This window comes from Mesorhizobium sp. U510 (assembly GCF_059180695.1).
Map to the genome: position 1 here is coordinate 2418053 of NZ_CP180532.1, position 25790 is coordinate 2443842.

Below are 25790 nucleotides of genomic sequence, written 5' to 3' on the forward strand. Positions count from 1 at the left end.
GGCGTAGTTGCCGTCCCTACTGCGCGGCATGTTCGTTTGAAGCTCCCAACCGCTCGAACACGAACTGATAGGTCCGCTGGACCTTCTCCTCGAACAGCTTGCGGTCGTAGACCTCGGGCAGATATGCGTCGAACTCCTCGCCGATTGTCTGACGTACGCCTGCCTTTGCGGTTTCCTTGGACCGCCAGTCGAGAACGAGCTTCTCTTTCTTGAGCTTGGCGAGCAATTCCCGCGCCAGTTTCTTGACCTCGATCTCCTGGGTCTTTGTCAGTTTCGGTTCGGGCTTGGTGAGGATGTCGAAGATCGCGAGTTCTTCCTCGCTCAGACCCTCGCGAATGTGGCGCTGCTCTTCCTCGTCGAGATCGCCGACAAAGGCCATCAATTGCTGGAACAGTTCCTGGATATCCATGCTGCCAGTGTTGTATTCGTCGATCATCTTCTGCAGCCGCTCCAGAAGGCTCACGCGGGCTGGGTTCCTTGCGGCGAGATCTTTTGCCCGCCTCTCTGCCGTGCCCCTCAGAACCTCCGTGGCGGTCTTCTTGGAGCCTTGGGCGAACAGTGCGGCGAGCTTGTCGAAATCGATCGTCGACAGGTCGAGCAACTTCTTCAGATCACCGCCCTGAAGGATCGGAGCCCGGATCGCGATCCCTGAAATCGCCTGATCGACGAGCCGTTCGATCTCTGCAAGCACAGCTTCAAGGTCCTTCGACGGCCCGGCCCTTGTGAGGCTGCGCATCGTCTCGGCTATGACCTGAAGGACCACCATAGCACCCCGATAGGGAAGCACGGCTGGGTCTGGCAGAGCTGCCTTGAAGAGCTTCCATGCCGCGCCCACCAGCCCAAGAAACTCGCGTTTGGCCTCGTCGGTGCCGAGCAAGGCTTCTGCGGCATGCCGGATCTTTGCAGCGCGCTCAAAGCCTTGCGCGGCGATGACTGCGTCCGGATCGACTCCTCGCGCGGCGGCAAAGGCCAGCGCCTTATCCAGCGCCGCCTTCATTTCTGCGAGTAGTTGCGCCTTCTCCTTGATCGGGTCTGTTTCTACGCCCGGGCGGGGCTTGGCGTAGATCGCGAGCGCCTCCTTGAGGTTCCGGAACACACCAACATAGTCGACGATGAGGCCCGCCTGCTTGCCTGGCGCGACACGGTTCGCCCGAGCGATCGTCTGCATCAGCGTATGGTTCTTCATCGGTTTGTCCAGATAGATCGTCGAGCAGGTCGGTACGTCGAAGCCGGTGATCCACATGGCGCAGACGAAGACCAGCCTCAGCGGATCGTCCGCCGCCTTGAAGCGCTCGTCGAGTTCCTCCTTGACCATCCGTTGACGGTGCGGTCGTATGTCGGCTCCGCGCTTTGCGATGACCTCGATTTCATTCTGCGACTGGCTGACGATGACGGCCATGTCGGTCGCCTCCAGCCACGCCAACTGCTCCTCCAGCGCCTTGCGCTCGACAGCATCGGAGATTGCTGCAATGCGGGTCCGCTCTTGCTTCAGATGCGCTGTCCAATGCGTCTGCACCTTGTCGTACATCCGCACGGCGGTCGCCTTGTCGATCGCCACGAACATCGCCTTGCCGCGATAACCGCGCCCGGTGAAATGACGCACCAAATCGGCCGCGATCTTGTCGAGCCGGTCATCGTTGGTGATAAGGTGGTATTGCTTGGCGAACCGCTTCGCCAATTGCTCTTCCGCTTCGGGGTCGAGCCCAGCTTCGTCGAGTACCTTGGCTATCTCCTCGTCGAGGTCGGCACTCTTCAGTTGCAGTTCCGGCAACCGGCTTTCGTAATAGAGGGGCACCGTCGCGCCATCCGCGATCGACTGGGCGAAGTCGTAGACCGAGACATAGTCGCCGAACACCTCGCGCGTACGTTCCTCTTCGCCTGCGATCAGCGGCGTTCCGGTGAAGCCGAGGAAAGCAGCGTTGGGGAGTGCCGCCCGCATGTTGGCGGCAAGCACGTCGTACTGGCTGCGATGTGCCTCGTCGGTGATGACGATGACATCGGAACGGTCCGACAGCATTGGATAGACCTCGCCGCGCTCAGTGCCGAACTTCTGAATCAGCGAGAATATGTATCGTTCGTTCCCGGTTAGGAGTTCCTGGAGATGCTTGCGCGACCCTGCCTGAACCAATTGGCGGTCCTTGGTCAGTGCACCGCAAGAGGAGAAGGTATCGGCAATCTGGTCATCGAGTTCCGTTCGATCGGTGACGATGACGAAGGTCCAATCGCCGGGACGTTTCCTCAGCACCTTGCGGCTGAAGAACATCATGGAGAAGCTCTTGCCCGAGCCTTGGGTGTGCCAGAACACCCCGAGACGGCCTTGGTTCTCCTTCAGCTTGCCTACAGCCTCGATCGCGCGGTTGACGCCAAGGTATTGATGGTTCTTGGCGAGAATTTTGATCAGGCCCTTCGCGCCCTCTTGGAAGGCAATGAAGTTCTCGACAATGTCGAGGAAGCGTTCGGGACGGCAAGTGCCTCGGATCAAGGTCTCCAACGAGACGACGCCCTCCTCCTCCTCCTCGTCGATCTTCTTCCAATCGGTAAAGAACTCGAAGGGTGCGAGCGGCGCTCCGAGCTTGGCTTCATGGCCATTTGAAAGGATGACGAAGGCGTTGGGGACAAAGACCTGCGGGATTGCGGTTCGGTAGTCTTTGAGATTGCCGTCATAGGCGTCCGCAATCGAACGATAGAGCGCCTTGAGTTCGATGAAGAGCAGCGGAATGCCGTTGACGAAGCCAACCAGATCGGCACGGCGGGTGTAGAGATCGCCTGAGAACCAGACCTGATTGGCAAGGAGGAAATCGTTCGCGCTGGTATTCGCCCAGTCGATGATGCGGACTGTTTCGTCGCGCAACGATCCGCCCGACGACCGCACCTTCACCTTCACGCCGTCGCGCAGCATTTGATGCAGGTCGGCATTGGCGCGAACTGGCTCCAGTGCCGTGCGCTCGCTTGTCAGCAGCACATAGGCCTCGTCGAGTGCTGACTGGGGGAGAACGGGGTTCAACTTCGAAAGCGCCGCCGTGAGACGATGCGGCAGGAAGGCGTCGCGACGAGATTCTCGACCCTCAGGGCTTGGCCGTGGCGTCGCGGGAGGGCCGAACTCGCCGTAAAGATTAGCAGCCTGCCAGCCGAGGACCTTGAAGAGGTCGATCGCAGGTTGCTCGACAAGCTCATCTTCCGAGAAACCGCGATAGCTCGGCGTATTCTGTTGATAGACGAGATTGCCCCCTTCGCTCATTGGTCCTCGTCGGCGGGAATCGTCGGCAGCCACCTAAGTTCCGGGACAGTCACTCCGCCGCCTCCAGAAGCTGTTCCGCCGCTGAGACATCGAACTCGCCCGAAATCAGCTTGGGCAGCAGAAAGTCGCGTTGGGCGCGAAGGTTGCCGTTTTGCAAACTGAGTAGTTGAGCCAACTCGCGCATCGGCTCAATCTTCTCGCCGAAAGCCCGCTGAAGCGAATGTGGCGGGTTCACAACCGTTTCGGCGCGGATGCGATCGCGCGACAATTCTGTCTGACCAGTTGATCCTACGCCAGCCGCCTCGAATTTGGACTGGAGGCGCATGAGTGTCAGACCAAAGAAATGCGGATCGACTTCTAACCTTGGCCTCGCGATAGTGACGTGACTGTCTACCGTACAGCCGCTGGGTGGCCGGAATGCCTGTGCAACGCGCCCAAGTGTTCCTACGCCTGTTGAATTGATTAGCACATCAAGATGTCGTGCCAGCTTCTCTGCAGGGACCGGCTTACTCTGTGGTCGAGCAGGCTCCAGAGATAAACGCCCTTCGCGTATACACTTTTGATTGATGACGACCGTTTGGGAGGTTTCGTCGTATCTGGGTGCTATGCCTCGGTTGATGTAGTCTGCGATGACACTTACTGTCGCTGCCCAACCGACGGGGATCGGTCCAAGCGGGCTGTCGACGAGCGGCAGTCCTTCGCAGCCGGGGGCGCGGAAATGAACGAACCATTCCTCGTAGATGCGCCGCGCCTTCTCCTCCAGGATCGCGATCCGACGTTTGTTGTTCTCGATTAGGTCGTCATAGGCGGAAAGGATTGCAGCGATGCGGCATTGGATGTCTAAAGCAGGAATTGCAATCGGTAGTGAACGAAGAACTTGAAGAGTAATGAGGGGGACGGACGACCCCCTGTTGGAAGCAATTATCTGTTGCCTAATCTCCGGAGAACTATACCAATAATACGCGTATATTGGATCAACCTTCTTTCGATCAACACGCAGGCGAAGTTGCTTGTTCGAGATGATGTAGAATGGAAAACGACTGTCTTCTGGGATTATCCCTACCTGCCCAAGGGTTCCTGCGGCTGTAAAAATGATGTCACCAGCGACCGCTTTCATGTTCCTAAACTGATGGGTCTTCTGATCGCCGAGAAAGACAAATCCGTTGTCGACAAAACGCGTGACGCCAAGGGTGAGATTGTTCCCTCTGATAACCGGAGTCCCGACATCCTCGAAGTATTTGCTGCTAATTGCCGAACCGAAAGGGCCAGAAACGATTGCACCCTTCTCTTGCGCGGCAATCTCCACCGTTGGAACGATTGGCCATGCGATAGAACGACCGGTCATGAGCCTGCAACCAAAAGCGCTACATTTGTTCCAATGATGTTCTCCAGTGCTCTCGCTTCTGCCGTCAGTCGCTCGAACTCCTCCTGCAATTCCTCCAGCCGCTCGGCGAAATCGAGATCGTCAGCCACGCCAGCCTTTGCTCCGACATATCGGCCCGGATTGAGGCTCCAGCCCTGCGCTTCGATCTCGGCGCGTGTGGCCGCCTTGCAAAGGCCCAGCACGTCCGAATAGCCTCCGTCTAGGCCGTTCATTGCCAGTAGGTCCTGGCTCCCCCAATTCGCCTCGATTTCCTCGCCGCGCCACATTCGCACGATATTGGCCAGGAACTCGATCTGAGCGTCAGTAAAGTCGCGGTGCGCCCGGTCGATCTGGTGGAACGTATGGCGAGCGTCGATGAACAGCACTTGGCCCGCCCTATGGCTCTTGCGCTTCGCCTTGTCGAAGAACCAAAGGGTGCAGGGCAGAGTCACCGTGTAGAAGAAGTTGGGTCCGACCGAGACGATGACATCTATGCCGCCGGTTTCGACGAGCTTTTGCCTGATCTCGGCTTCCGACCCCCGTGCGTCCGCCGCCGAATTGGCCATGACGAAACCTGCGCGGCCAGTGTCGTTCAGCGCCGACCAGAACAATTCGATCCAGAGATAGTTGCCATTGTCCGGCCTTGGTAGACCGAAGGGGAAGCGGTCAGGGCGCTTGGCGACCGCTTCTCTCTCCTTGTCGACGCCGGTAACGTTGAAGGGCGGATTGGCCATGACGAAATCGAATTTGCCAACAACGCTGCCGAGTTCGGCGAAAGGCTCGTCATAGTAGGCGTTGGCGTCCATGATCGTGCCACCCAGTCCATGCACGGCAAGGTTCATCTTCGCAAGGCGCAGCGTTTCGCTGACCTTCTCGATGCCGTAGATCGAAAGCTCTTTCTCAGGAGCATTCTGATGCGCGCGGACGAAATCCGCCGAATGTACGAACATGCCGCCCGAGCCGCAGGCAGGATCGAGGATGCGCCCGCGATAGGGCTCGATGATCTCGACGATCAGCCGGACGATGCTCGATGGCGTGTAGTACTCGCCACCCTTCTGCATTTCCTGCAAGGCGAACGAGCCCATGAAATATTCGTACACCTTGCCGAAGGCGTCGCCTGCGATCTCGACCGGGGCAAGAAGCTTTATCAGTTCGCGCAGGATGTCATCGCCGACCGCCCCATAGTTCTTCGGAAGCGCATCGGCCAGATCGGGATTGTTCTTCTCGATATCTTCCATTGCATGATTGAGGGCTCGTCCAAGGTTCGACCCATCGGGCAACTGCAGGAGATGCGAGAAGCGGGACTCGGGCGACAGATAGATGACGTTGCGGGCCTTGTAGGCATCAGGTCCGGGCGGCCCGAGGCGGCTGCCTTCGCGCGGCTGCAATTCCTTCTCGACCGCAGCGAACCTGCTTTCCGCATAACGGAGGAAGAGCAGTCCGAGGACCGGTCGGGAATATTCGGACGGCTTGAGCCCGGAATTGGCGCGAAGCTGATCCGCCACGCTCCAAAGACGCTTCTCGATCTCAGCCAGATCAATCGCCATCGGATGCACTCCCCCTCGGTTCTCGCCCAGCAATACAGCGCAATGGTAAAAAATGGCAACCTGAGCGATAAGATCGTGGCGCTTACAGCTCGATTTGGATGCCGTTGTAGATGATCGCCGAACCGGGGTTCATTCGAATACCCCAGCCAGGGTTGCTGATCATGAAGATCGCAGCCTCCTCGATCGTGGCAAACTCCCTCGCGTTCGTGACCTCATTATCGCTGCGCGGGAAACATTTGTAGTGAGTTCCGGACAGCCGGTAGGCTTCCTTCTCGACGCCGTTTGTGACCGCATAAATGCGCATGTGAACCTTTCATAAATATTTCACCAAAAAATCCGTCTGCCCGATCGAATAATCGGCTGCCTGACAGTTCCCCCCGTACCCCCGCCTTTGCCTCTAGGCCATGTCGGAGTTTAAGTTGACAACCGTTATTGGATAATTTGCCTTGCCGACCTTCGTCGTTGCTCTCGCGGCCATGGTCGCAGATGCCACGAAATAGAATCGCTCTCCCGGCATGTTTGCCAACTTGTGCAGCGTTCGCCTCATCCTCTGGTCGATGACTCCATCGGGGTTGGCCGAGGTCGTTATCTCCGCCGAAATAAGCGCGACCTCTCCTCGGCATCCAAGCAGGTCAGGCTCTATCGCCGTTCCCGTGGATGTGGGATGCCAAGTCCATTGCGTCACACGGCCATACGCGGGCCGCTCTTTCAACCAATCAAGCGCGCGGATGATGAGGAACTCATGCTGCAACTGATTGAGCAGTTCGTAGCTTTGGGAACGAAACTGCTGTAGGAGCTTCATTTGTTGGTCGAGATTGCCGATCTCACCTGAAAAGAGTTCTAGCGCACGTGCGGCAAACGTGGAGGCTCGCCGCTCCAAATCCGCTCGAAGCTGTCCTAAATCGTTGATGACCGGCATAGACCTGCCCTCCGCAGGCTCACGTACGCGTCTTGCGAGCGACTTGTCCATATGGGCAGGGTCCATCGGACGTCCGACTACGAACCTCCTTCCATGTCCAGAAGAATGGGTGTTGACTTTTGGACGCCACTGACTCACAAGCCTAGATGCTATTGGACATAGGAGGCTTGGTATGCAGTTTGGTTACGCAAGAACATCGACGGAAGAACAGGTGGCAGGGCTGGAGGCTCAGGTGCGTGATCTCCAGGCTGCCGGTTGTGAGGAGGTCTTCTCAGAACAGGTATCGGCTCTCGGTGACCGGAAGGAGCTGGAGCGCGCCCTCAAGCACCTGCGTAAGGGCGATACGCTGGTGATCACTAAGATTGATCGCCTTGCCCGCAACACGCGGACGCTTGGCGAGATTGTCGACGACCTTCATGGTCGGGGCATAGGGCTGAAGGTGCTTCAGTTCGGAAACGAGACGGTGGACACGACGGGCGCCTATGGCCGACTGATGCTCAATATGTTCGCCGCCTTCGCGGAGTTCGAGCGCGATCTAATGAAGGAGCGGCAGAAGGAAGGCATCGCTAAAGCCAAGGCGGAGCAGAAATACAAAGGCCGCAAGCCTACGGCACGAGCCAAGGCCGGTGACGCCGTGACGCTGTTCCAGCAGGGAAAGACGGTGTCGCAAGTCGCCAAGGCTGTTGGCATTGGCAGGGGTTCGGTGTATCGGGCGCTGGAGGCTGCCGGCATCAGCCCGTCTCCTCTGCCGTGAGTCATAGGCGAACGTATGGGTGCCATACAGAGTCACGAGATGCAGCCCAGTCTCTCAGCCGCCCCGTCCAGTCTTGCCCGCCTATGGCTCTCTGTGTGGCCTTGGGAGCGGGGTGGCTATTTTGATGAATTGGAAGATTGCAGTTGGACCAGATCGCGCCGCTTCTCGCAACGCCTGATGATGAGGATGAAGAACGAGATCGCCCCTTCAACGCCTATCGGTTCGCCGCATCCGACAACGCCAGGGGGATCGTCGCGGAAGCCATCGCGCTGCTGCTGAACTACGAGGAGCGCTTCGGACTGGGGAAGAACAAGCGCCGCGACGTTGACCAGCAGACGTTCGATCTGACGGTGGACGCGGTCCTGTCCGACCTGATGCACCATCATATCATCGAATATCCGCTCGACATCTATGTCACCCGGTCCAATCGGGTCTTGGGAACAAGGAGCCGGTATCGGCCACGGGCCTACAGCAAGGTATTTCCGCGCATCATCGACCTCTTGGCCAAGCCCGAACTGGGATACGTCCAGCAGGACAAGGCCGCTCCGATACCGGGTGCTTCCAAATCGACGGTAATTCGCCCGGGGCCAACCTTACTGGCTCGGATGCGCGATGCCGACATCGATGCCGATGATCTCGACGAACATTCGCATGGCGAGACAATCATCCTCAAGCGGACGAAGGACCGAGACGACTACTGGGACGAAGGCGGATTGGAGCAATACGACGACACACCCGCCACGAACCGTTATCGCCAGGAGCTTGATGAGATCAATCAATGGCTGGCGTCGGCAGACCTACGCTACGATCCGCTCCGTATTCCTGAGCCGCACACGGCTTTCGACATCCGCGACAGGCGATTGCGTCGTATCTTCGCCCGAGCCCGGTTCGACAGTGGCGGTAGAATGTTCGGAGGCTTCTGGCAGCAACTGCGGAAGCACGAGCGACGGCAAGGGCTCAGGATCGCCGGAGAGAAGGCCGTGGAGTTGGACTATGGTCAGGTGGGCGCTCGCATTCTCTACGGCATGACAGGCCATTTCCCGGCCACCGACGACCTCTATTGGATGCACGGCTACGGTCAGCAGCGGGACGGCATCAAAAAGGTGATGAGTGCCATGATATTCGCTGAGGCGCGGCTAGACCGGTTCCCCAAGGGTACTAGGCAGCTCTTTCGCAAGACCGACAGGATCGGAGAGGTGGTCGACGCCATCGAAGCGAAGCACCCGCTGATCAAGGATCAATTCCACAAGGGTCTTGGCCACGACGCTCAATTCATCGAGAGCAGCATCCTTGTCGACGTTCTCCTTGACCTCCGAGCCAAAGGCGTTGTCGCCCTGCCGATCCATGACGCGGTGATGGTACCAGCTTCAAAGATGTCGATCACTGAGGAGGTCATGCTGTGCGTGTTCAATGCTCATGCCCATGTTCAAGGCACTGTTACGGTTGAAGGCTAGAGAGGGGACTTCCTTCCTGTACGGAGTCTCAACCCTCAGATACATGCTCAGCTACCTCTACCCTGATCAGGTAGCTCCTTCACCCACTGCTTGGTACCCTTAATGGGAAACCCACGGAACACCTAAGAGGGACTCGAGATTGACGAACTGGGCCAAGAAGCGCGAGCGGAAGAACGAGGTCAAAGCCCGCGCTGCCGAGCCAAGCCATATGTTCCGGCACTGCCGAGTCGTGGGCTGCACGAAGCCTGCCCGTGCGGGCACAGACGACGGTCTGGACACTCGGTTCTGTCGAATGCACTCGGACCACCTTGCCCGTCACGGCAGCGCGTACAAACGCTCCTACACCGCCAAGGAACTCACACCATATCGCAAGACGGCGGTGGCGTGGTTGGAGTTGAACGCCGACGACCAATGGGTGCGCAACGCTATCGATCGCGTGGAGACGCTCTACCGGGCCGCAGGGCCGCACATAGAGGCGTTCAGGCTTCGCGGGCTGTCTCCTGAAGCTCGGGCCAAAGCCGCCTGGGCGAGGCTGCGCAAGGCCGCCGTGGAACCCCGACAGGTGGTTGCTGTGTGGCTAACGATCGAACTCGCGATCCAAAGCGATCCTCAGCGCGAGTCCAAGTCGGAGTTCAAGCGCGTCCAAGCTGCCAAACTCGTCCACCGCATGGCCTCTGGAACACACAAGCGGTGGGGAGATGGAGCGAGCGCGAAGGAACTGCACGTCTTCCCAAGGTCCCGAGGGCAAGTGCTTCGGCACATTGGAAAAGACTTGGAGGGCGCAGCAGAGCTGGCAGCGCAAAGGTTTGAAAGGCGCGAACTCTTTCTGTAATACCGGATTGTTACTTCTCCAGGCGGTCCAAGGATTGATTTGATGAAGCAGGAACTCGCGGCGATCGTCGAGGATCTCAAAGCTGGGCGCACCGTTGCGCCAATCACTGCCCGGACGTTTCTAGGTTGGTTTGGGGCTCAGCGTCGCGGAGGGTGGGTCGTTAGTCAAATTCGACGCGAGCTGGCTCGAGTTGGTATCAACACAGTTCCTGATTTTGAATCTTGTTGGCTTGATGCTCTGATCGAGTTTCAACTGGCGAGTGAGGCCGCCGTTGAGCATGAATCTGAGCCGCAAGCATCTAATGACGATCCAAATCATCCGGTGGAGGAGCAAGCGAATTGGGTCCGTCGTGACCCCACCTATAGAATAAGCAAGTTAGCAGCGGCGAACGGCGGGGTTGTCTCTATCAATCCAGGCGCGCCCCTTTCCGAGGCTGTCACGGTTATGCTTTCGCGCGACTTCTCACAGCTGCCAGTGATGACAAGTGAGCGCGAATTGAAGGGCATCGTAAGCTGGAAGTCTATAGGAGCGCGGTTGGCACTTGGTTACGGCGGCCAAGAAGTTCGGCATCATATGGAGATAGCCTGCGAAGTCGGGTCTACATCATCAATATTTGATGCAATCGGACTTATAGTTCAGTATGATTATGTCTTGGTCAGGGGAGACGGAAATAGAATAACTGGAATTATAACAGCTACAGATCTTAGCTTACAGTTTCTTTTGTTGACTGAGCCATTCTTGCTGCTAAGCGAAATCGAGAACATGGTTCGTAACATCATAAGCGAGAGTTTCTCGATAAAGCAGCTTCTTTCTATTCGAGAGCCAGGATCGAAGTCGAGGGAAATAAACGGCGTTTCCGATCTTACTTTCGGAGAATACATTAGACTTCTGGAGCATCCTGAGAGGTGGTCTTCGCTTGGGCTTCAGATTGACAGAGGTCTATTCTGTGGCGACCTAGATAAAGTAAGGAAGATCAGAAACGATGTCACTCATTTCGATCCGGATGGGATCACTCCGGCAGATTTGGACACCCTTCGAAAATTCACGGGCTTCCTTAAGCAGCTTCAGTCAATAAGAGGCGTATAGGCGTACCAGCGCGATCAGATGATCTTGCTTGCTGGACACAGGGGTGGTACACAGATCGCGTTGGCGAAGCGAATTTAGCAAGATAAAACAGATAGTTACTGTCGAGATGGGCGAGTTCAATCCTCTCTCGCAGCACCAGATTTCCCTGGTTCCTGAATTGACCCTCTTTGGCGCCGCCGGCTGCTGTCAGCTGTGGAGGTGCGTCAGTTCAAACCCGGCGTCATCCTGGGCGTCGGACAGGTGCTGTTCGGCGGACCGGAACATGTCCGAGAACTCCATTTCGCTCTCCAGCATCACACCGCCAACCTTGATGGTGAGGACATCCTCGGTGCCTTTTGGCGCGAAGTAGACTTGCGCGATGCGCGTGCGGATACGCTCGCCGATCTCCTTGGCCTCCGCTTCGGTGGCGCCCGAGAGGAAAACTCCGAACATCGAGGCCCCGATGCGTCCGATCAGGTCCTCCTCGCGCACCGACGACTGGATGGTCGAGACGATGAGCCGCAAGGCCTCGTCGCCCCATTCAAGGCCGAAGCGCATGTTGATGGACCGTAGATGTTCGGGATGGATGATCAGGAAGGCGCCCGAGCGCGGTCCTGGCCCCGATCGCCTGGCTGCCCGTCGCTCGACCATCGACGTAAAGACCGGCCCGTTCAGGCAGCCCGTCAGCCTGTCATACGTCCCGGATCTGTTGAGTTCCTGCCGATAGCGGTGGATTTCGACCCGATTCCAGCCGACCAGCGCGAAAAGCGGCAGGCCGATGATCACCGGCAGCAGTCCCGCGGTGATCATGCTGCGGGCGAACGGCGTCAGCGCGTCGCTGAACAGGAGCAGGTAGTTGAGGCCAAGGGAAAGGCCGAGGCTCCCGGCGGTTCCGAGCAATGTCAGCCACGCGACCTGCTTCCAGGGCCGGGCAGTGGTGGTCGCCATTGGTCTCGTCATCGGCCGATCTCCTGTCAGGTCTGCTGGTATAAGGCCTGCCTGCCGTAATTTCGGTTTCGCCGAACTGTACAATTTGATGGAAAAAGGCCGAATGGTGTTTTTCCATAACTGGGACGAAGCCGGTTTGCGAAAAACCCTGCGTTTTGACGATCAACTGCTGCCTATTGCGGCGGTCCGAAGATGCCCATCCCGGCATTCCTGGCAACTGCTTCCGCCTTGCCATAGATACCGCCCGGCAGCGCCGTCGCCCAGCCATTGGACACCAGCCAGGCGCCGACATCCTGCTTGCCCAGCCGGCATGATGCTGCGATGGCAAAGCGCTCGGTTTCCGGCGGCAGGAAACAGTTCAGCGCGCGCCCCCGCAGCCAGGCATTGAAGGCCGCGCGGGCCCGCTGGCCGCAGGGCCAGACCTCGTCGCGAAACGAACAGGTCTGGTCCACGCCGATGTCCAGAGCTCCGCTGATCGCCAGTTTCCATCCCATCGATTCGAAAGTCGCCGACGACGTTGCAATCGGACGGTAGAGCAGGGTTTCGCGCCAGTTTTGCGGCATGGGCGTTTTGGGGCGGATTGCTAGGCCGAGTTCGCCGAGCGGCGGCCGGGCTTCGACCCGCTCGATTTCCGACAGGTCGACCGGTGGCGGGGCGACAAGGCTCTCGGCAATCCGCCGCGCCGGTTCCCGCAACTGTCGGTCGGGAATGGCCGCGGCTGCCGGGGGTGCTTGCTTGCCGGCAATTTCCAGGGATGGCGCAGGGACGGGCCGGTCGAGAGAAAGCAAGGCTCCGGCCCGCATGATCAGGACAATTCCGAGCACGAGCTCGAGGCCCCCGATCGCGATCACCAGGCGGGCATGCCAACCCATCAGGCCGGCGCGGCGTTCGCGCGATGACCCGCCGGCGGCCGGTCAGAAACCCGACGTCGATTTGGCAACCAGTTTGAGCGCACCCTTTTCTATCCGATAGAATGGCATCGATCTTTGGCTGGAACCGTCAGCGCGAAAACGGAACAGACCTGTCGATCCGCGAAACCCGTTCGGGTTTTCGAGGGTCTGTTTGCTGAAGCCGTCGGGTCCGACCGCGCTGGCGATCCCTGCCGTCAGGGCAACCATATCATAGGCATAGGCCACATTGACGTCGGCAGGGTAGTTGTATGTCGTCCTGAAGCGGTCGGCGATCGGTCCGGTTTCGCCTGGATCGAGCGTGGCGATGTATGCCCCCTCGAACAGCGGATCCATCGGGCGCTCCAGCCAACGGTCGGTTCCGACGACTGAAACCGCTTTCCCCGGAATGCCCTTTGATTTGAGGGCGGCAAGGACGGGCGCGGGGCTGGCATCGCCGCTGGCAACAATGACCGCGTCGGGAGCGTCGACGAGTGAGCCCATCTGGTCGACAGCCTTGGTGCCCCCGTCGCCGGCCGCATAGGGCAAGGTGACCGCGAGCGTCGCGCCATAGATGCTGAGGCCGTTCGCCACCCGCTTCTCCACGGCGCTGGCGTTCGAGCCTTCCGCGACAAGCAACACGAACTTCTTGCGGCCTTTCGCGGCGAGCCCCGCTGCACCCGCCGCGGCGCTGTCGCCTTCGCTGAGACGCACGGCATAAACCCCGGCGCTGCCGGCGAAATTGTCGGCAAGCGCCAGAACGGGAGGGCGCGTCGAGCCGGACAGCGTGGCAATATGCTGGGCTGCCGGCAGTTCAGTCGGGCCGATGACGACCTTGGATCCCGTCGTGATGGCTTGCACGGCCAATTTGCCGGCCTGCGCGCTGTCGCCTTTCGTGTCCTCTATCGTCAGCGTCAGCAATCCATTGCCGATATCCGTCATCGCCAGCTTGGCGCCGTCGAGCATCTTCCTGCCGGTTTCCCCCGACGTCCCGGAAGCGGACAAGGGCAGCAGCATCGTGACCTTGGCCGAACCGGTACCGAGCGACTGGCTCGCCTGGGCCGGACTGGTGCTGGCGGCGCCATTCTGTCCCGCAGGCGCGGCGACCGCGGCCGGATCGAGCACTTCGGAAACGCCGCCTTTCGACTGGCAGCCCGATAACGGCACGGCGAGCGCCAGGGCTATCGCCCAGATCTGCGGACTGCGGCCCTGTCGGACAGCTTCCATGATTGGTCCACCCCGTCTGCCGCCGGATATTTCCCGGTCTGGTCCTCAACTCATGTTAGGGCGGACTTGCCGCGCCGTCTTGCTGTTATTCAACCGTCGACAGCCGGGAGTCGGTGCCTTGACGCGCCTGGCGGCGCGATAGTCGGTAGCATTTCATCTGTCGTGGCCCGGGTACGAACGCGCCGCGCACGCAATCGGCACCGGCCTGCGCGGCAGACAGATCAAGGCTGAACAGGGCGATCGTTGCGGCGATCGCCCATGGAATTGATCCGTCTGATGTCATGATGGCCAACAGGCGCGGCTCATCCGGTCAGTGCATGTACTCGACCATGCGATCGTGGAAACACTCGCATTTGTTGAGCGTGTCTTCGTCCTTGTAGTTCGTCTTCAGATAGCCATAGGCCATGCCGCAGGCGACCTTGGCTTCCGAAGCCCAGACGAAGGCAGGCCGGGATGAGTTGATCCATTCCGAGCTGTTGGCGACGGCAACCGATTCGTCCATCAGCTTCACCACCTGCTGCTTGAGGTCGACGATGTTGTCGTTCAGGACCAGGTTGGACGTCCCCACGACGCGGCAATAGTCGCCTGTTGGCCCTTCGATGATGTCGGCGGCGAAGCTCGCCGTTCCAGCCAGCAGCAGCAGCGCGGCCGAAGCCAGCAATTTTGTACAACGCTTCATTTAAGTCCCTCTCCAAACCGCCATTTTATTCTTCGCTAATATATAGCACGCCAGCTCGGCCACGCATAAGTGCTAAATCGTGGCCGTGTGCTGCACGTGGTTCGAGTCGTCGTAGAGAATGTTGATTGTTCCGGCGGCAGGCGCGTTTTGCAGAACGGCAACATCCACGAAGTTGGCCGCATTGCCGGAACCGCTGGTGTCGACGCTCACAGTACTGGTCGCGCTGTTGTAGTGCACGTAGTTGCTGATGCTATTGGCTGGCGCCGTGTCGAACAGCGCGCTCAAGTCGATCTTGTCGCCCTCGCCGCCATGGTAGTCGGCGACCAGATCCTTGATGTTCAGATTGTCGATCTTGAATGTGTCGGCGCCCGAAGTGCCGGCGATGGTCGCGGTGCTCCCGGAACTGGCGTTATCGAAATTGCCGAAGCCAATGTCAGCCACCTCACCTGTCGCGCCGTCGGCGGTAGTGAACGCGGCTTCGCCATAGGTCACGACCGAGCCGTCGACGGACACCGACTGCTGGTGGTTGCTCTCAAGACCGATCTCAACGATGCCCAAGGCCGCCAGAGACTTGAACTCGCCTGGATCCGACACGCCGTTGCCGTTGGCATCCTGCCAGACACCAAATTGCGCAAAGTCGTGATCGGCGGCAGTCAGCTTGCCATCATGGTTCGTGTCATAGAGCTGCTCGAGTGCGGCAAGATCGGTCGGAGCACCGGCGGCATGCTGTGTGAAGACGATCTCCGAACCGTTGTTCACCCTGCCGTCGCCATTGAGATCGATCGCCAGGATGCCGTCATGCGTGTCGACCCAGGCCGTCTTCGAAGCGACGCCGTCGCCGTTATAGTCGAACGAAACCGTCGAGTGCGTCAGATCGGTCGTGTGGACACCGTCGTGGTTGAGGTCGAGCACGACTGGAGTCGCGAGATTGGGCGTCAGGCCATCTTTCACGTGGACTGAGAAACTGGCGGTCGTTGTCGTGTCCCCATCGCCATCCGTGAGTTGCAGGGTAAAGGGGATCGTATGGTCGACACTGGTGGAAATCGCCCCGACGCTCGTCAGGTTGAGTTTCGTCGAGCCCGAGGACTCGTACGCATCGATCCAGGCAATCTGTAACCCGGTGGGCGATTGGATGGTCACCGACGTCGCGCCGGTCGCTGGAGTAAAGGCTTGCGATGTTCCGTCGATGTAATGCGCGACGAATTCAATCTTGTTGGTGATTGGATCAACCGCACCAAAGGTGAACGTCGCATAGGAGACGTTATCCATGGTGATACCATTTGGTGCAGCGTAGGGATTGGTGCCAGCTGGATCGGTGTAAGAGTTTGCGTAAGAGTTCGGCGTTCCGAAGTCGAAACGCATGAACTCCCCTTGATCGAAATTATTGTTGTCCAGTCCCCAACCGGATGCCGAGCCGTTCACGTTGACGTCCTGCTTCAACACCGGGTTGCCCCCCAATAGCCACGCCGCTTCCTGGCTTGAGGACATTGGGGATGAGACGTCGCCTTTGTTATCGATAGACGCGCCCCAGCCGGTTACCATGACGATATGCTCGTGGTTCGTCTTGCTCACATCCACAACGATGGATGCAGTTGGGCCTGCGCCGAAAGAACTGCCGCTCCCGATCGAAACAGGGTTTAACGTGCCATCGAGCGGTGCCCGCAAATCGAATACATATTGCCCCGACGCGCCGGCGGTGGGATTCACGGTCAGGGTGAAAACCGCAGTGTCGCCCGGAGTGAAGCTATGGCTGCCATCATTGTCGGCATAGGCTGTCAGGACGTTGCCGTTCTGAACTGTAACCAGGTTGTGGCCGCCTGAGGTCAGACCGGTCGTATCGGCTGTGATCGCCACGGTTGACCCAACGCCGTCGGCACCGGCGACAAAATGGAGCGTGCCGACCGCAGGTGTCTGCGAAGGATCGTCGTTGGTCTGCTGATTCTGCACGGGGCCTAAAGTCGGAACGTCGTCGACGATCTCAATGGTGATCGCTGCCTGGGCATTGGCGCCGGTCTTGTCGATGACCGTTAGCCCGAAGACGTCGGTTTCCGTTGCGTTGGGCAAATCGGTGGTTGGAGAGGTCAGGTGATAGACATAGGTCGCAACCCCGGTTGCGGCATTGTAACTCGTGATCGTGAGTGTGCCGTGATCACCGTTGATTACATTGTTGTTGCCCAGGTTGGCGATGAGGATGGTCGTGCCCTTGATGGTGACAGAGGCAACATCGCTCAGGCCGTCCGGATCTGAAACCTTGAATGTGCCGTCGACATCGATGGTAGTTGGACCGACCTTGGAGCCCGCGGGCAGGCCGGCTTCGTACACCATGTCGTTGGCGCCACCAGGATTGCCGGTATCAACCGTGATCGTGGGTGTGTCATTGGTGCCGTTGATGACGACGGTGACCTGCTGGTCGTCCCAGGCGCCCTTGTCGTCGGTGACGCGCACCGTATAGGTCTCGGTCACGCTCTGGCCCTGGGCCAGCGCCTGGACGGCGGCACTGGCGTTGTTGAGGGTGTAGGTCCACTGGCCGCTGCTGTTGACGCTGAAGGTGCCGTAAGCCGTGCCGGTGCCCTGCGGGCTGTTGGGGCTGATGCTCCAGGCGGCGGTGTGGCCGGTGTCGGGATCGGCCGAGGCCAGTTGGCCGCCCGTGGTCAGCGTGCCGTCTTCGGTCACGCCGCCGGCCGCATTGCCCGCCGCATAGCTGATGACCGGGCTGTCGTTGGCGCCGGTGATGGTGACGGTCACGTTCTGGGTGGAGGTCGCGCCCTTGTCGTCCGTCACCGTCACGGTGAAGGTCTCGGTCGCGCTGGCGCCTTCGGCCAGCGCGTTGGTGGCGGGCTTGCTGTTGTCCAGCGTGTAGGTCCACACGCCCGTGGTCGGGTTGACGGCGAAGCTGCCATAAGTGCCGGCGGCATTGCCGCTCCAGGTGGCCGTGGCGCCCACGTCGGGATCGTGTGCGGTCAGCGTGCCGCTCACCGTCGGCGTGCCGGCCGTCGGCGCGCCCGGATCGGTCGAGGTCGTGCCGGCAATCACAGTGCCGGGATCGGCATTGCCGGCTTCGACGACCGCACCCGTGCTGTCTCCAGTGATCGTGGGTGTGTCATTGGTGCCGTTGATGACGACGGTGACCTGCTGGTCGTCCCAGGCGCCCTTGTCGTCGGTGACGCGCACCGTATAGGTCTCGGTCACGCTCTGGCCCTGGGCCAGCGCCTGGACGGCGGCACTGGCGTTGTTGAGGGTGTAGGTCCACTGGCCGCTGCTGTTGACGCTGAAGGTGCCGTAAGCCGTGCCGGTGCCCTGCGGGCTGTTGGGGCTGATGCTCCAGGCGGCGGTGTGGCCGGTGTCGGGATCGGCCGAGGCCAGTTGGCCGCCCGTGGTCAGCGTGCCGTCTTCGGTCACGCCGCCGGCCGCATTGCCCGCCGCATAGCTGATGACCGGGCTGTCGTTGGCGCCGGTGATGGTGACGGTCACGTTCTGGGTGGAGGTCGCGCCCTTGTCGTCCGTCACCGTCACGGTGAAGGTCTCGGTCGCGCTGGCGCCTTCGGCCAGCGCGTTGGTGGCGGGCTTGCTGTTGTCCAGCGTGTAGGTCCACACGCCCGTGGTCGGGTTGACGGCGAAGCTGCCATAAGTGCCGGCGGCATTGCCGCTCCAGGTGGCCGTGGCGCCCACGTCGGGATCGTGTGCGGTCAGCGTGCCGCTCACCGTCGGCGTGCCGGCCGTCGGCGCGCCCGGATCGGTCGAGGTCGTGCCGGCAATCACAGTGCCGGGATCGGCATTGCCGGCTTCGACGACCGCACCCGTGCTGTCTCCAGTGATCGTGGGTGTGTCATTGGTGCCGTTGATGACGACGGTGACCTGCTGGTCGTCCCAGGCGCCCTTGTCGTCGGTGACGCGCACCGTATAGGTCTCGGTCACGCTCTGGCCCTGGGCCAGCGCCTGGACGGCGGCACTGGCGTTGTTGAGGGTGTAGGTCCACTGGCCGCTGCTGTTGACGCTGAAGGTGCCGTAAGCCGTGCCGGTGCCCTGCGGGCTGTTGGGGCTGATGCTCCAGGCGGCGGTGTGGCCGGTGTCGGGATCGGCCGAGGCCAGTTGGCCGCCCGTGGTCAGCGTGCCGTCTTCGGTCACGCCGCCGGCCGCATTGCCCGCCGCATAGCTGATGACCGGGCTGTCGTTGGCGCCGGTGATAGTGACGGTCACGTTCTGGGTGGAGGTCGCGCCCTTGTCGTCCGTCACCGTCACGGTGAAGGTCTCGGTCGCGCTGGCGCCTTCGGCCAGCGCGTTGGTGGCGGGCTTGCTGTTGTCCAGCGTGTAGGTCCACACGCCCGTGGTCGGGTTGACGGCGAAGCTGCCATAAGTGCCGGCGGCATTGCCGCTCCAGGTGGCCGTGGCGCCCACGTCGGGATCGTGTGCGGTCAGCGTGCCGCTCACCGTCGGCGTGCCGGCCGTCGGCGCGCCCGGATCGGTCGAGGTCGTGCCGGCAATCACAGTGCCGGGATCGGCATTGCCGGCTTCGACGACCGCACCCGTGCTGTCTCCAGTGATCGTGGGTGTGTCATTGGTGCCGTTGATGACGACGGTGACCTGCTGGTCGTCCCAGGCGCCCTTGTCGTCGGTGACGCGCACCGTATAGGTCTCGGTCACGCTCTGGCCCTGGGCCAGCGCCTGGACGGCGGCACTGGCGTTGTTGAGGGTGTAGGTCCACTGGCCGCTGCTGTTGACGCTGAAGGTGCCGTAAGCCGTGCCGGTGCCCTGCGGGCTGTTGGGGCTGATGCTCCAGGCGGCGGTGTGGCCGGTGTCGGGATCGGCCGAGGCCAGTTGGCCGCCCGTGGTCAGCGTGCCGTCTTCGGTCACGCCGCCGGCCGCATTGCCCGCCGCATAGCTGATGACCGGGCTGTCGTTGGCGCCGGTGATGGTGACGGTCACGTTCTGGGTGGAGGTCGCGCCCTTGTCGTCCGTCACCGTCACGGTGAAGGTCTCGGTCGCGCTGGCGCCTTCGGCCAGCGCGTTGGTGGCGGGCTTGCTGTTGTCCAGCGTGTAGGTCCACACGCCCGTGGTCGGGTTGACGGCGAAGCTGCCATAAGTGCCGGCGGCATTGCCGCTCCAGGTGGCCGTGGCGCCCACGTCGGGATCGTGTGCGGTCAGCGTGCCGCTCACCGTCGGCGTGCCGGCCGTCAGTGCGCCCGGATCGGTCGAGGTCGTGCCGGCAATCACAGTGCCGGGATCGGCATTGCCGGCTTCGACGACCGCACCCGTGCTGTCTCCGGTGATCGTGGGTGTGTCATTGGTGCCGTTGATCGTGAATGTGATGGTCTTGCTGTCGGCGTCGCTGTCGTGATCGGTTAGCGTATAGCCGAGCGACACGTTGATGGTATCGCCGGTCTCCAGCGCCTGCGTCGCGGGCTTGCTGTTGTCCAGCACGAAGCTCCAGGTGCCGTTGGCGTTCTGCGTCAGCGTGCCGTAGTCGGTCAGGTTGACAGCGCCACCGTTCAGCATGGCGGTCGCCGTGCCCCAGTTCACTGGGCTCGCTGCTGCCGGGCCATCGGCGCCGAACGTGTTGTTGTAGTCGGTCGTGACGTTGCCGCCGACGGTGGTCGCGGCGCCGTCCTCGGTCAGCGCGCCGGCATTCGCATTGTGCGCAACCGGCACGTCGTCGACGATGACGATGCTGATGGTGCCGTCGCCGTGGGTCCCGCCGATGCCGTCAACCGCGACGGCAACGCTGTCGGGCAGCGTGTTGTTGCCGTTGCCGGCAGGGTGGGCCTGCGCGGCATTGAGCGTGTAGCTGTAGGCGAAGGTGGCTTCCGTGCCGGCTCCCGCCGGCGTCACGCCGGTGATCGTCAGCGTGCCTTCACCCGTGTTGATGGTCTTGCCGAGCCAGTCGGACAGCGTGTGGGTCTCGGTGCCGATGGTCACGTCCTTGATGCCGTCGGTGGCGGTGACCTTGAACGTGCCGGTGTCGGTCTCGCTGGTGTCGGCAACCGAGGTCAGGCCGTGTTCGTAAACGACATTGGAAGCGCCACCGGCATTGGCGTCGTCGCTCGGCGTGACCGTGACGGTCGAGCTGTCGTGGGCGCCATTGATCTCGAAGGTGATGGTCTTGCTGTCGGCGTCGCTGTCGTGATCGGTTAGCGTATAGCCGAGCGACACGTTGATGGTATCGCCGGTCTCCAGCGCCTGCGTCGCGGGCTTGCTGTTGTCCAGCACGAAGCTCCAGGTGCCGTTGGCGTTCTGCGTCAGCGTGCCGTAGTCGGTCAGGTTGACAGCGCCACCGTTCAGCATGGCGGTCGCCGTGCCCCAGTTCACTGGGCTCGCTGCTGCCGGGCCATCGGCGCCGAACGTGTTGTTGTAGTCGGTCGTGACGTTGCCGCCGACGGTGGTCGCGGCGCCGTCCTCGGTCAGCGCGCCGGCATTCGCATTGTGCGCAACCGGCACGTCGTCGACGATGACGATGCTGATGGTGCCGTCGCCGTGGGTCCCGCCGATGCCGTCAACCGCGACGGCAACGCTGTCGGGCAGCGTGTTGTTGCCGTTGCCGGCAGGGTGGGCCTGCGCGGCATTGAGCGTGTAGCTGTAGGCGAAGGTGGCTTCCGTGCCGGCTCCCGCCGGCGTCACGCCGGTGATCGTCAGCGTGCCTTCACCCGTGTTGATGGTCTTGCCGAGCCAGTCGGACAGCGTGTGGGTCTCGGTGCCGATGGTCACGTCCTTGATGCCGTCGGTGGCGGTGACCTTGAACGTGCCGGTGTCGGTCTCGCTGGTGTCGGCAACCGAGGTCAGGCCGTGTTCGTAAACGACATTGGAAGCGCCACCGGCATTGGCGTCGTCGCTCGGCGTGACCGTGACGGTCGAGCTGTCGTGGGCGCCATTGATCTCGAAGGTGATGGTCTTGCTGTCGGCGTCGCTGTCGTGATCGGTTAGCGTATAGCCGAGCGACACGTTGATGGTATCGCCGGTCTCCAGCGCCTGCGTCGCGGGCTTGCTGTTGTCCAGCACGAAGCTCCAGGTGCCGTTGGCGTTCTGCGTCAGCGTGCCGTAGTCGGTCAGGTTGACAGCGCCACCGTTCAGCATGGCGGTCGCCGTGCCCCAGTTCACTGGGCTCGCTGCTGCCGGGCCATCGGCGCCGAACGTGTTGTTGTAGTCGGTCGTGACGTTGCCGCCGACGGTGGTCGCGGCGCCGTCCTCGGTCAGCGCGCCGGCATTCGCATTGTGCGCAACCGGCACGTCGTCGACGATGACGATGCTGATGGTGCCGTCGCCGTGGGTCCCGCCGATGCCGTCAACCGCGACGGCAACGCTGTCGGGCAGCGTGTTGTTGCCGTTGCCGGCAGGGTGGGCCTGCGCGGCATTGAGCGTGTAGCTGTAGGCGAAGGTGGCTTCCGTGCCGGCTCCCGCCGGCGTCACGCCGGTGATCGTCAGCGTGCCTTCACCCGTGTTGATGGTCTTGCCGAGCCAGTCGGACAGCGTGTGGGTCTCGGTGCCGATGGTCACGTCCTTGATGCCGTCGGTGGCGGTGACCTTGAACGTGCCGGTGTCGGTCTCGCTGGTGTCGGCAACCGAGGTCAGGCCGTGTTCGTAAACGACATTGGAAGCGCCACCGGCATTGGCGTCGTCGCTCGGCGTGACCGTGACGGTGGAGCTGTCGTGGGCGCCATTGATCTCGAAGGTGATGGTCTTGCTGTCGGCGTCGCTGTCGTGATCGGTTAGCGTATAGCCGAGCGACACGTTGATGGTATCGCCGGTCTCCAGCGCCTGCGTCGCGGGCTTGCTGTTGTCCAGCACGAAGCTCCAGGTGCCGTTGGCGTTCTGCGTCAGCGTGCCGTAGTCGGTCAGGTTGACAGCGCCACCGTTCAGCATGGCGGTCGCCGTGCCCCAGTTCACTGGGCTCGCTGCTGCCGGGCCATCGGCGCCGAACGTGTTGTTGTAGTCGGTCGTGACGTTGCCGCCGACGGTGGTCGCGGCGCCGTCCTCGGTCAGCGCGCCGGCATTCGCATTGTGCGCAACCGGCACGTCGTCGACGATGACGATGCTGATGGTGCCGTCGCCGTGGGTCCCGCCGATGCCGTCAACCGCGACGGCAACGCTGTCGGGCAGCGTGTTGTTGCCGTTGCCGGCAGGGTGGGCCTGCGCGGCATTGAGCGTGTAGCTGTAGGCGAAGGTGGCTTCCGTGCCGGCTCCCGCCGGCGTCACGCCGGTGATCGTCAGCGTGCCTTCACCCGTGTTGATGGTCTTGCCGAGCCAGTCGGACAGCGTGTGGGTCTCGGTGCCGATGGTCACGTCCTTGATGCCGTCGGTGGCGGTGACCTTGAACGTGCCGGTGTCGGTCTCGCTGGTGTCGGCAACCGAGGTCAGGCCGTGTTCGTAAACGACATTGGAAGCGCCACCGGCATTGGCGTCGTCGCTCGGCGTGACCGTGACGGTCGAGCTGTCGTGGGCGCCATTGATCTCGAAGGTGATGGTCTTGCTGTCGGCGTCGCTGTCGTGATCGGTTAGCGTATAGCCGAGCGACACGTTGATGGTATCGCCGGTCTCCAGCGCCTGCGTCGCGGGCTTGCTGTTGTCCAGCACGAAGCTCCAGGTGCCGTTGGCGTTCTGCGTCAGCGTGCCGTAGTCGGTCAGGTTGACAGCGCCACCGTTCAGCATGGCGGTCGCCGTGCCCCAGTTCACTGGGCTCGCTGCTGCCGGGCCATCGGCGCCGAACGTGTTGTTGTAGTCGGTCGTGACGTTGCCGCCGACGGTGGTCGCGGCGCCGTCCTCGGTCAGCGCGCCGGCATTCGCATTGTGCGCAACCGGCACGTCGTCGACGATGACGATGCTGATGGTGCCGTCGCCGTGGGTCCCGCCGATGCCGTCAACCGCGACGGCAACGCTGTCGGGCAGCGTGTTGTTGCCGTTGCCGGCAGGGTGGGCCTGCGCGGCATTGAGCGTGTAGCTGTAGGCGAAGGTGGCTTCCGTGCCGGCTCCCGCCGGCGTCACGCCGGTGATCGTCAGCGTGCCTTCACCCGTGTTGATGGTCTTGCCGAGCCAGTCGGACAGCGTGTGGGTCTCGGTGCCGATGGTCACGTCCTTGATGCCGTCGGTGGCGGTGACCTTGAACGTGCCGGTGTCGGTCTCGCTGGTGTCGGCAACCGAGGTCAGGCCGTGTTCGTAAACGACATTGGAAGCGCCACCGGCATTGGCGTCGTCGCTCGGCGTGACCGTGACGGTGGAGCTGTCGTGGGCGCCATTGATCTCGAAGGTGATGGTCTTGCTGTCGGCGTCGCTGTCGTGATCGGTTAGCGTATAGCCGAGCGACACGTTGATGGTATCGCCGGTCTCCAGCGCCTGCGTCGCGGGCTTGCTGTTGTCCAGCACGAAGCTCCAGGTGCCGTTGGCGTTCTGCGTCAGCGTGCCGTAGTCGGTCAGGTTGACAGCGCCACCGTTCAGCATGGCGGTCGCCGTGCCCCAGTTCACTGGGCTCGCTGCTGCCGGGCCATCGGCGCCGAACGTGTTGTTGTAGTCGGTCGTGACGTTGCCGCCGACGGTGGTCGCGGCGCCGTCCTCGGTCAGCGCGCCGGCATCGGCATTGTGCGCAACCGGCATGTCATCGACGATCTGAACCGACAGTGTGCCGGGAGCCGAGACGTCGCCGTCCGTGTCGGTGACCGTCACCGTCATGTTGTCGAAGATGGAATTGTTGTCGGCGCCTGCCGGATGCTGCTCGCTATGCTCAAGCGTGTAGCTGTAGCTCACCTTGCCGGTCGCGGCGTCGAAGCCGTTGATGGTCAGCGTGTTGCCGAGCGGCGTGGTGATGTTGATCGGCGCCGATGCGCTGTTGGCAAGCGCGGCGCCCGAAATCACCTGGCCGTTGACGGTCAGCGAACCGATTCCGTCGGGCGAGGAAATGGCGAAGGTTCCGGTGTTGATCTCGCTGGTGTCGGCAACCGACGTCAGGCCGTGTTCATACACGATCGTGTCGCCGCCGCTGGTCTCAGGGTTCAGGTCGAGGATCGTCGGCGTGGAGTTGGGCAGCAGGCTCGGGAACAGTTCGCGATGTTCCGGCTGGCCGAACGCAAGATCCGTCGGCGGCAACAGCGCCGACAGGCCGAACCCGTCACCGATACCGCCAGGGGGAACCGAGAAGTCTCCGCCGGCACTCGAGGGTGAACCGCCGGCGCCTGCCGATATCGATCCGTCGGCGCCGAAGGCGACGTCGACATGACTTGCTTCCAACGCCGCGATCAAGGCAACGCGCGGCACTTCTACATCGCCGATGATGAAGGTCGGCACGTTGAGGGCGCCGTCCTTGATGACGATCACCGAACCGTCCGCCTGCTCGAGCACGAGGTTATGGCCATCGACCTTGATGTTGTCGATCGAGACGTTGGCCGGAAGCTTCACCACATGGTTGGCGTCGGCCACATATTCGTGCGGCGCGGCTGCCGCCGGGGCCTTGGCTTCCGCGGGTGCTTCCGGTTTGACGGGCGTGCCGTTGCCGACATCGACGGGAACCGGTTCAGCGGCGGCCGGAGCCGCCTTTTGCGCCGGGTTGGCCTCCGCGACCTGCGCCTGCGACGGCAGGCCGTTATGTTCAGAGTGCTCGTCCCAGGAATGAGAGACGGTGTCCAAATCGTTACTGGTGGTCATAGCCAAACCCCTTCGGTATTTCCCGGAAAGAGACATGGGCCACTTCTACTTTGCAACTATCCCGCAATCTGTTTCATATATTATGATATGCGGGCCTCGGCATTTTTTATGCGTGGTAAACTCGAAACATATAACCTGATATACATTGGCCGATGTGCAATCCGCTTGGCGGGGTCCGGCCTCGGTTGCTTGGCAAATGGAAGTATAAATTTGTGTAAAATTTTACACAAAACAACTGTCATGAAGTACAGGAAATT

The 25790-nt window shown here is 61.3% G+C and carries 15 protein-coding genes; 4 read left to right on the forward strand and 11 right to left on the reverse strand.

What is annotated here, in order from left to right; all coding sequences use genetic code 11:
- Nucleotides 1–16 precede the first annotated feature (16 nt).
- The 5 genes from ACLGL5_RS13495 to ACLGL5_RS13515 all read right to left on the reverse strand — a co-directional run bounded on the left by ACLGL5_RS13495 (nt 17) and on the right by ACLGL5_RS13515 (nt 7067).
- Nucleotides 17–3238 carry a type I restriction endonuclease subunit R gene (locus ACLGL5_RS13495; RefSeq protein ID WP_069091277.1) on the reverse strand — a complete coding sequence of 1074 codons (3222 nt, stop codon included), beginning with the start codon at nt 3236–3238 and terminating at the stop codon, nt 17–19.
- A gap of 49 nt (nt 3239–3287) precedes the next feature.
- The gene (locus ACLGL5_RS13500) at nt 3288–4583 is read right to left on the reverse strand and encodes a restriction endonuclease subunit S (RefSeq protein WP_141700905.1); all 1296 of its coding nucleotides are present in this window, start codon (nt 4581–4583) and stop codon (nt 3288–3290) included.
- Nucleotides 4580–6148 carry a type I restriction-modification system subunit M gene (locus ACLGL5_RS13505; RefSeq protein ID WP_069091278.1) on the reverse strand — a complete coding sequence of 523 codons (1569 nt, stop codon included), beginning with the start codon at nt 6146–6148 and terminating at the stop codon, nt 4580–4582. Before ACLGL5_RS13505 ends, ACLGL5_RS13500 begins: the two co-directional genes overlap by 4 nt.
- An 82-nt stretch (nt 6149–6230) precedes the next feature.
- Nucleotides 6231–6452 (reverse strand): hypothetical protein, encoded by a 222-nt coding sequence (locus ACLGL5_RS13510; RefSeq protein WP_023732381.1) that lies wholly within the window; start codon nt 6450–6452, stop codon nt 6231–6233.
- 93 nt (nt 6453–6545) lie between these two features.
- The gene (locus tag ACLGL5_RS13515) at nt 6546–7067 is read right to left on the reverse strand and encodes a hypothetical protein (RefSeq protein ID WP_141700906.1); all 522 of its coding nucleotides are present in this window, start codon (nt 7065–7067) and stop codon (nt 6546–6548) included.
- Nucleotides 7068–7239: 172 nt separating this feature from the next.
- Between ACLGL5_RS13515 and ACLGL5_RS13520 the strand changes: the two genes are divergently transcribed.
- From ACLGL5_RS13520 to ACLGL5_RS13535, 4 genes are all read left to right on the forward strand, one after another.
- Nucleotides 7240–7821, forward strand: coding sequence for a recombinase family protein (locus ACLGL5_RS13520; protein WP_069091280.1), 582 nt, complete (start codon nt 7240–7242; stop codon nt 7819–7821).
- A 143-nt stretch (nt 7822–7964) separates the two neighbouring features.
- On the forward strand, nt 7965–9275 hold the full coding sequence (locus tag ACLGL5_RS13525; RefSeq protein ID WP_069091281.1) for a hypothetical protein: 1311 nt from the start codon (nt 7965–7967) through the stop codon (nt 9273–9275).
- Nucleotides 9276–9414: 139 nt separating this feature from the next.
- Nucleotides 9415–10107: a hypothetical protein gene (locus ACLGL5_RS13530; RefSeq protein WP_245307070.1), complete on the forward strand. Its 693-nt coding sequence runs from the start codon at nt 9415–9417 to the stop codon at nt 10105–10107.
- A gap of 42 nt (nt 10108–10149) precedes the next feature.
- Complete coding sequence (locus tag ACLGL5_RS13535; protein WP_494372921.1) at nt 10150–11193, forward strand: CBS domain-containing anti-phage protein; 1044 nt, start codon at nt 10150–10152, stop codon at nt 11191–11193.
- 186 nt (nt 11194–11379) lie between these two features.
- On the opposite strand, the gene ACLGL5_RS13540 is transcribed toward ACLGL5_RS13535, so the two are convergent.
- The 6 genes from ACLGL5_RS13540 to ACLGL5_RS13565 all read right to left on the reverse strand — a co-directional run bounded on the left by ACLGL5_RS13540 (nt 11380) and on the right by ACLGL5_RS13565 (nt 25533).
- Nucleotides 11380–12132 (reverse strand): GGDEF domain-containing protein, encoded by a 753-nt coding sequence (locus ACLGL5_RS13540; protein WP_027047246.1) that lies wholly within the window; start codon nt 12130–12132, stop codon nt 11380–11382.
- A gap of 161 nt (nt 12133–12293) precedes the next feature.
- On the reverse strand, nt 12294–12971 hold the full coding sequence (locus ACLGL5_RS13545) for a thermonuclease family protein (protein ID WP_236952272.1): 678 nt from the start codon (nt 12969–12971) through the stop codon (nt 12294–12296).
- Between the two features lie 63 nt (nt 12972–13034).
- Entirely contained in the window at nt 13035–14234 is a 1200-nt protein-coding gene (locus tag ACLGL5_RS13550; RefSeq protein WP_069091282.1) for a type 1 periplasmic-binding domain-containing protein, read from the reverse strand.
- 85 nt (nt 14235–14319) lie between these two features.
- Complete coding sequence (locus ACLGL5_RS13555) at nt 14320–14526, reverse strand: hypothetical protein (protein ID WP_141700907.1); 207 nt, start codon at nt 14524–14526, stop codon at nt 14320–14322.
- An 18-nt stretch (nt 14527–14544) separates the two neighbouring features.
- On the reverse strand, nt 14545–14913 hold the full coding sequence (locus ACLGL5_RS13560) for a hypothetical protein (RefSeq protein ID WP_027047245.1): 369 nt from the start codon (nt 14911–14913) through the stop codon (nt 14545–14547).
- Between the two features lie 72 nt (nt 14914–14985).
- On the reverse strand, nt 14986–25533 hold the full coding sequence (locus ACLGL5_RS13565) for a beta strand repeat-containing protein (protein ID WP_494372922.1): 10548 nt from the start codon (nt 25531–25533) through the stop codon (nt 14986–14988).
- Nucleotides 25534–25790 lie beyond the last annotated feature (257 nt).

Bases quoted from the DNA above. Each gene is read 5' to 3' on its own strand.
- ACLGL5_RS13495 (WP_069091277.1), bottom strand. From the start codon at position 3,238: ATGAGCGAAGGGGGCAATCTCGTCTATCAACAGAATACGCCGAGCTAT.
- ACLGL5_RS13500 (WP_141700905.1), bottom strand. From the start codon at position 4,583: ATGACCGGTCGTTCTATCGCATGGCCAATCGTTCCAACGGTGGAGATT.
- ACLGL5_RS13505 (WP_069091278.1), bottom strand. From the start codon at position 6,148: ATGGCGATTGATCTGGCTGAGATCGAGAAGCGTCTTTGGAGCGTGGCG.
- ACLGL5_RS13510 (WP_023732381.1), bottom strand. From the start codon at position 6,452: ATGCGCATTTATGCGGTCACAAACGGCGTCGAGAAGGAAGCCTACCGG.
- ACLGL5_RS13515 (WP_141700906.1), bottom strand. From the start codon at position 7,067: ATGCCGGTCATCAACGATTTAGGACAGCTTCGAGCGGATTTGGAGCGG.
- ACLGL5_RS13520 (WP_069091280.1), top strand. From the start codon at position 7,240: ATGCAGTTTGGTTACGCAAGAACATCGACGGAAGAACAGGTGGCAGGG.
- ACLGL5_RS13535 (WP_494372921.1), top strand. From the start codon at position 10,150: ATGAAGCAGGAACTCGCGGCGATCGTCGAGGATCTCAAAGCTGGGCGC.
- ACLGL5_RS13540 (WP_027047246.1), bottom strand. From the start codon at position 12,132: ATGACGAGACCAATGGCGACCACCACTGCCCGGCCCTGGAAGCAGGTC.
- ACLGL5_RS13550 (WP_069091282.1), bottom strand. From the start codon at position 14,234: ATGGAAGCTGTCCGACAGGGCCGCAGTCCGCAGATCTGGGCGATAGCC.
- ACLGL5_RS13560 (WP_027047245.1), bottom strand. From the start codon at position 14,913: ATGAAGCGTTGTACAAAATTGCTGGCTTCGGCCGCGCTGCTGCTGCTG.
- ACLGL5_RS13565 (WP_494372922.1), bottom strand. From the start codon at position 25,533: ATGACCACCAGTAACGATTTGGACACCGTCTCTCATTCCTGGGACGAG.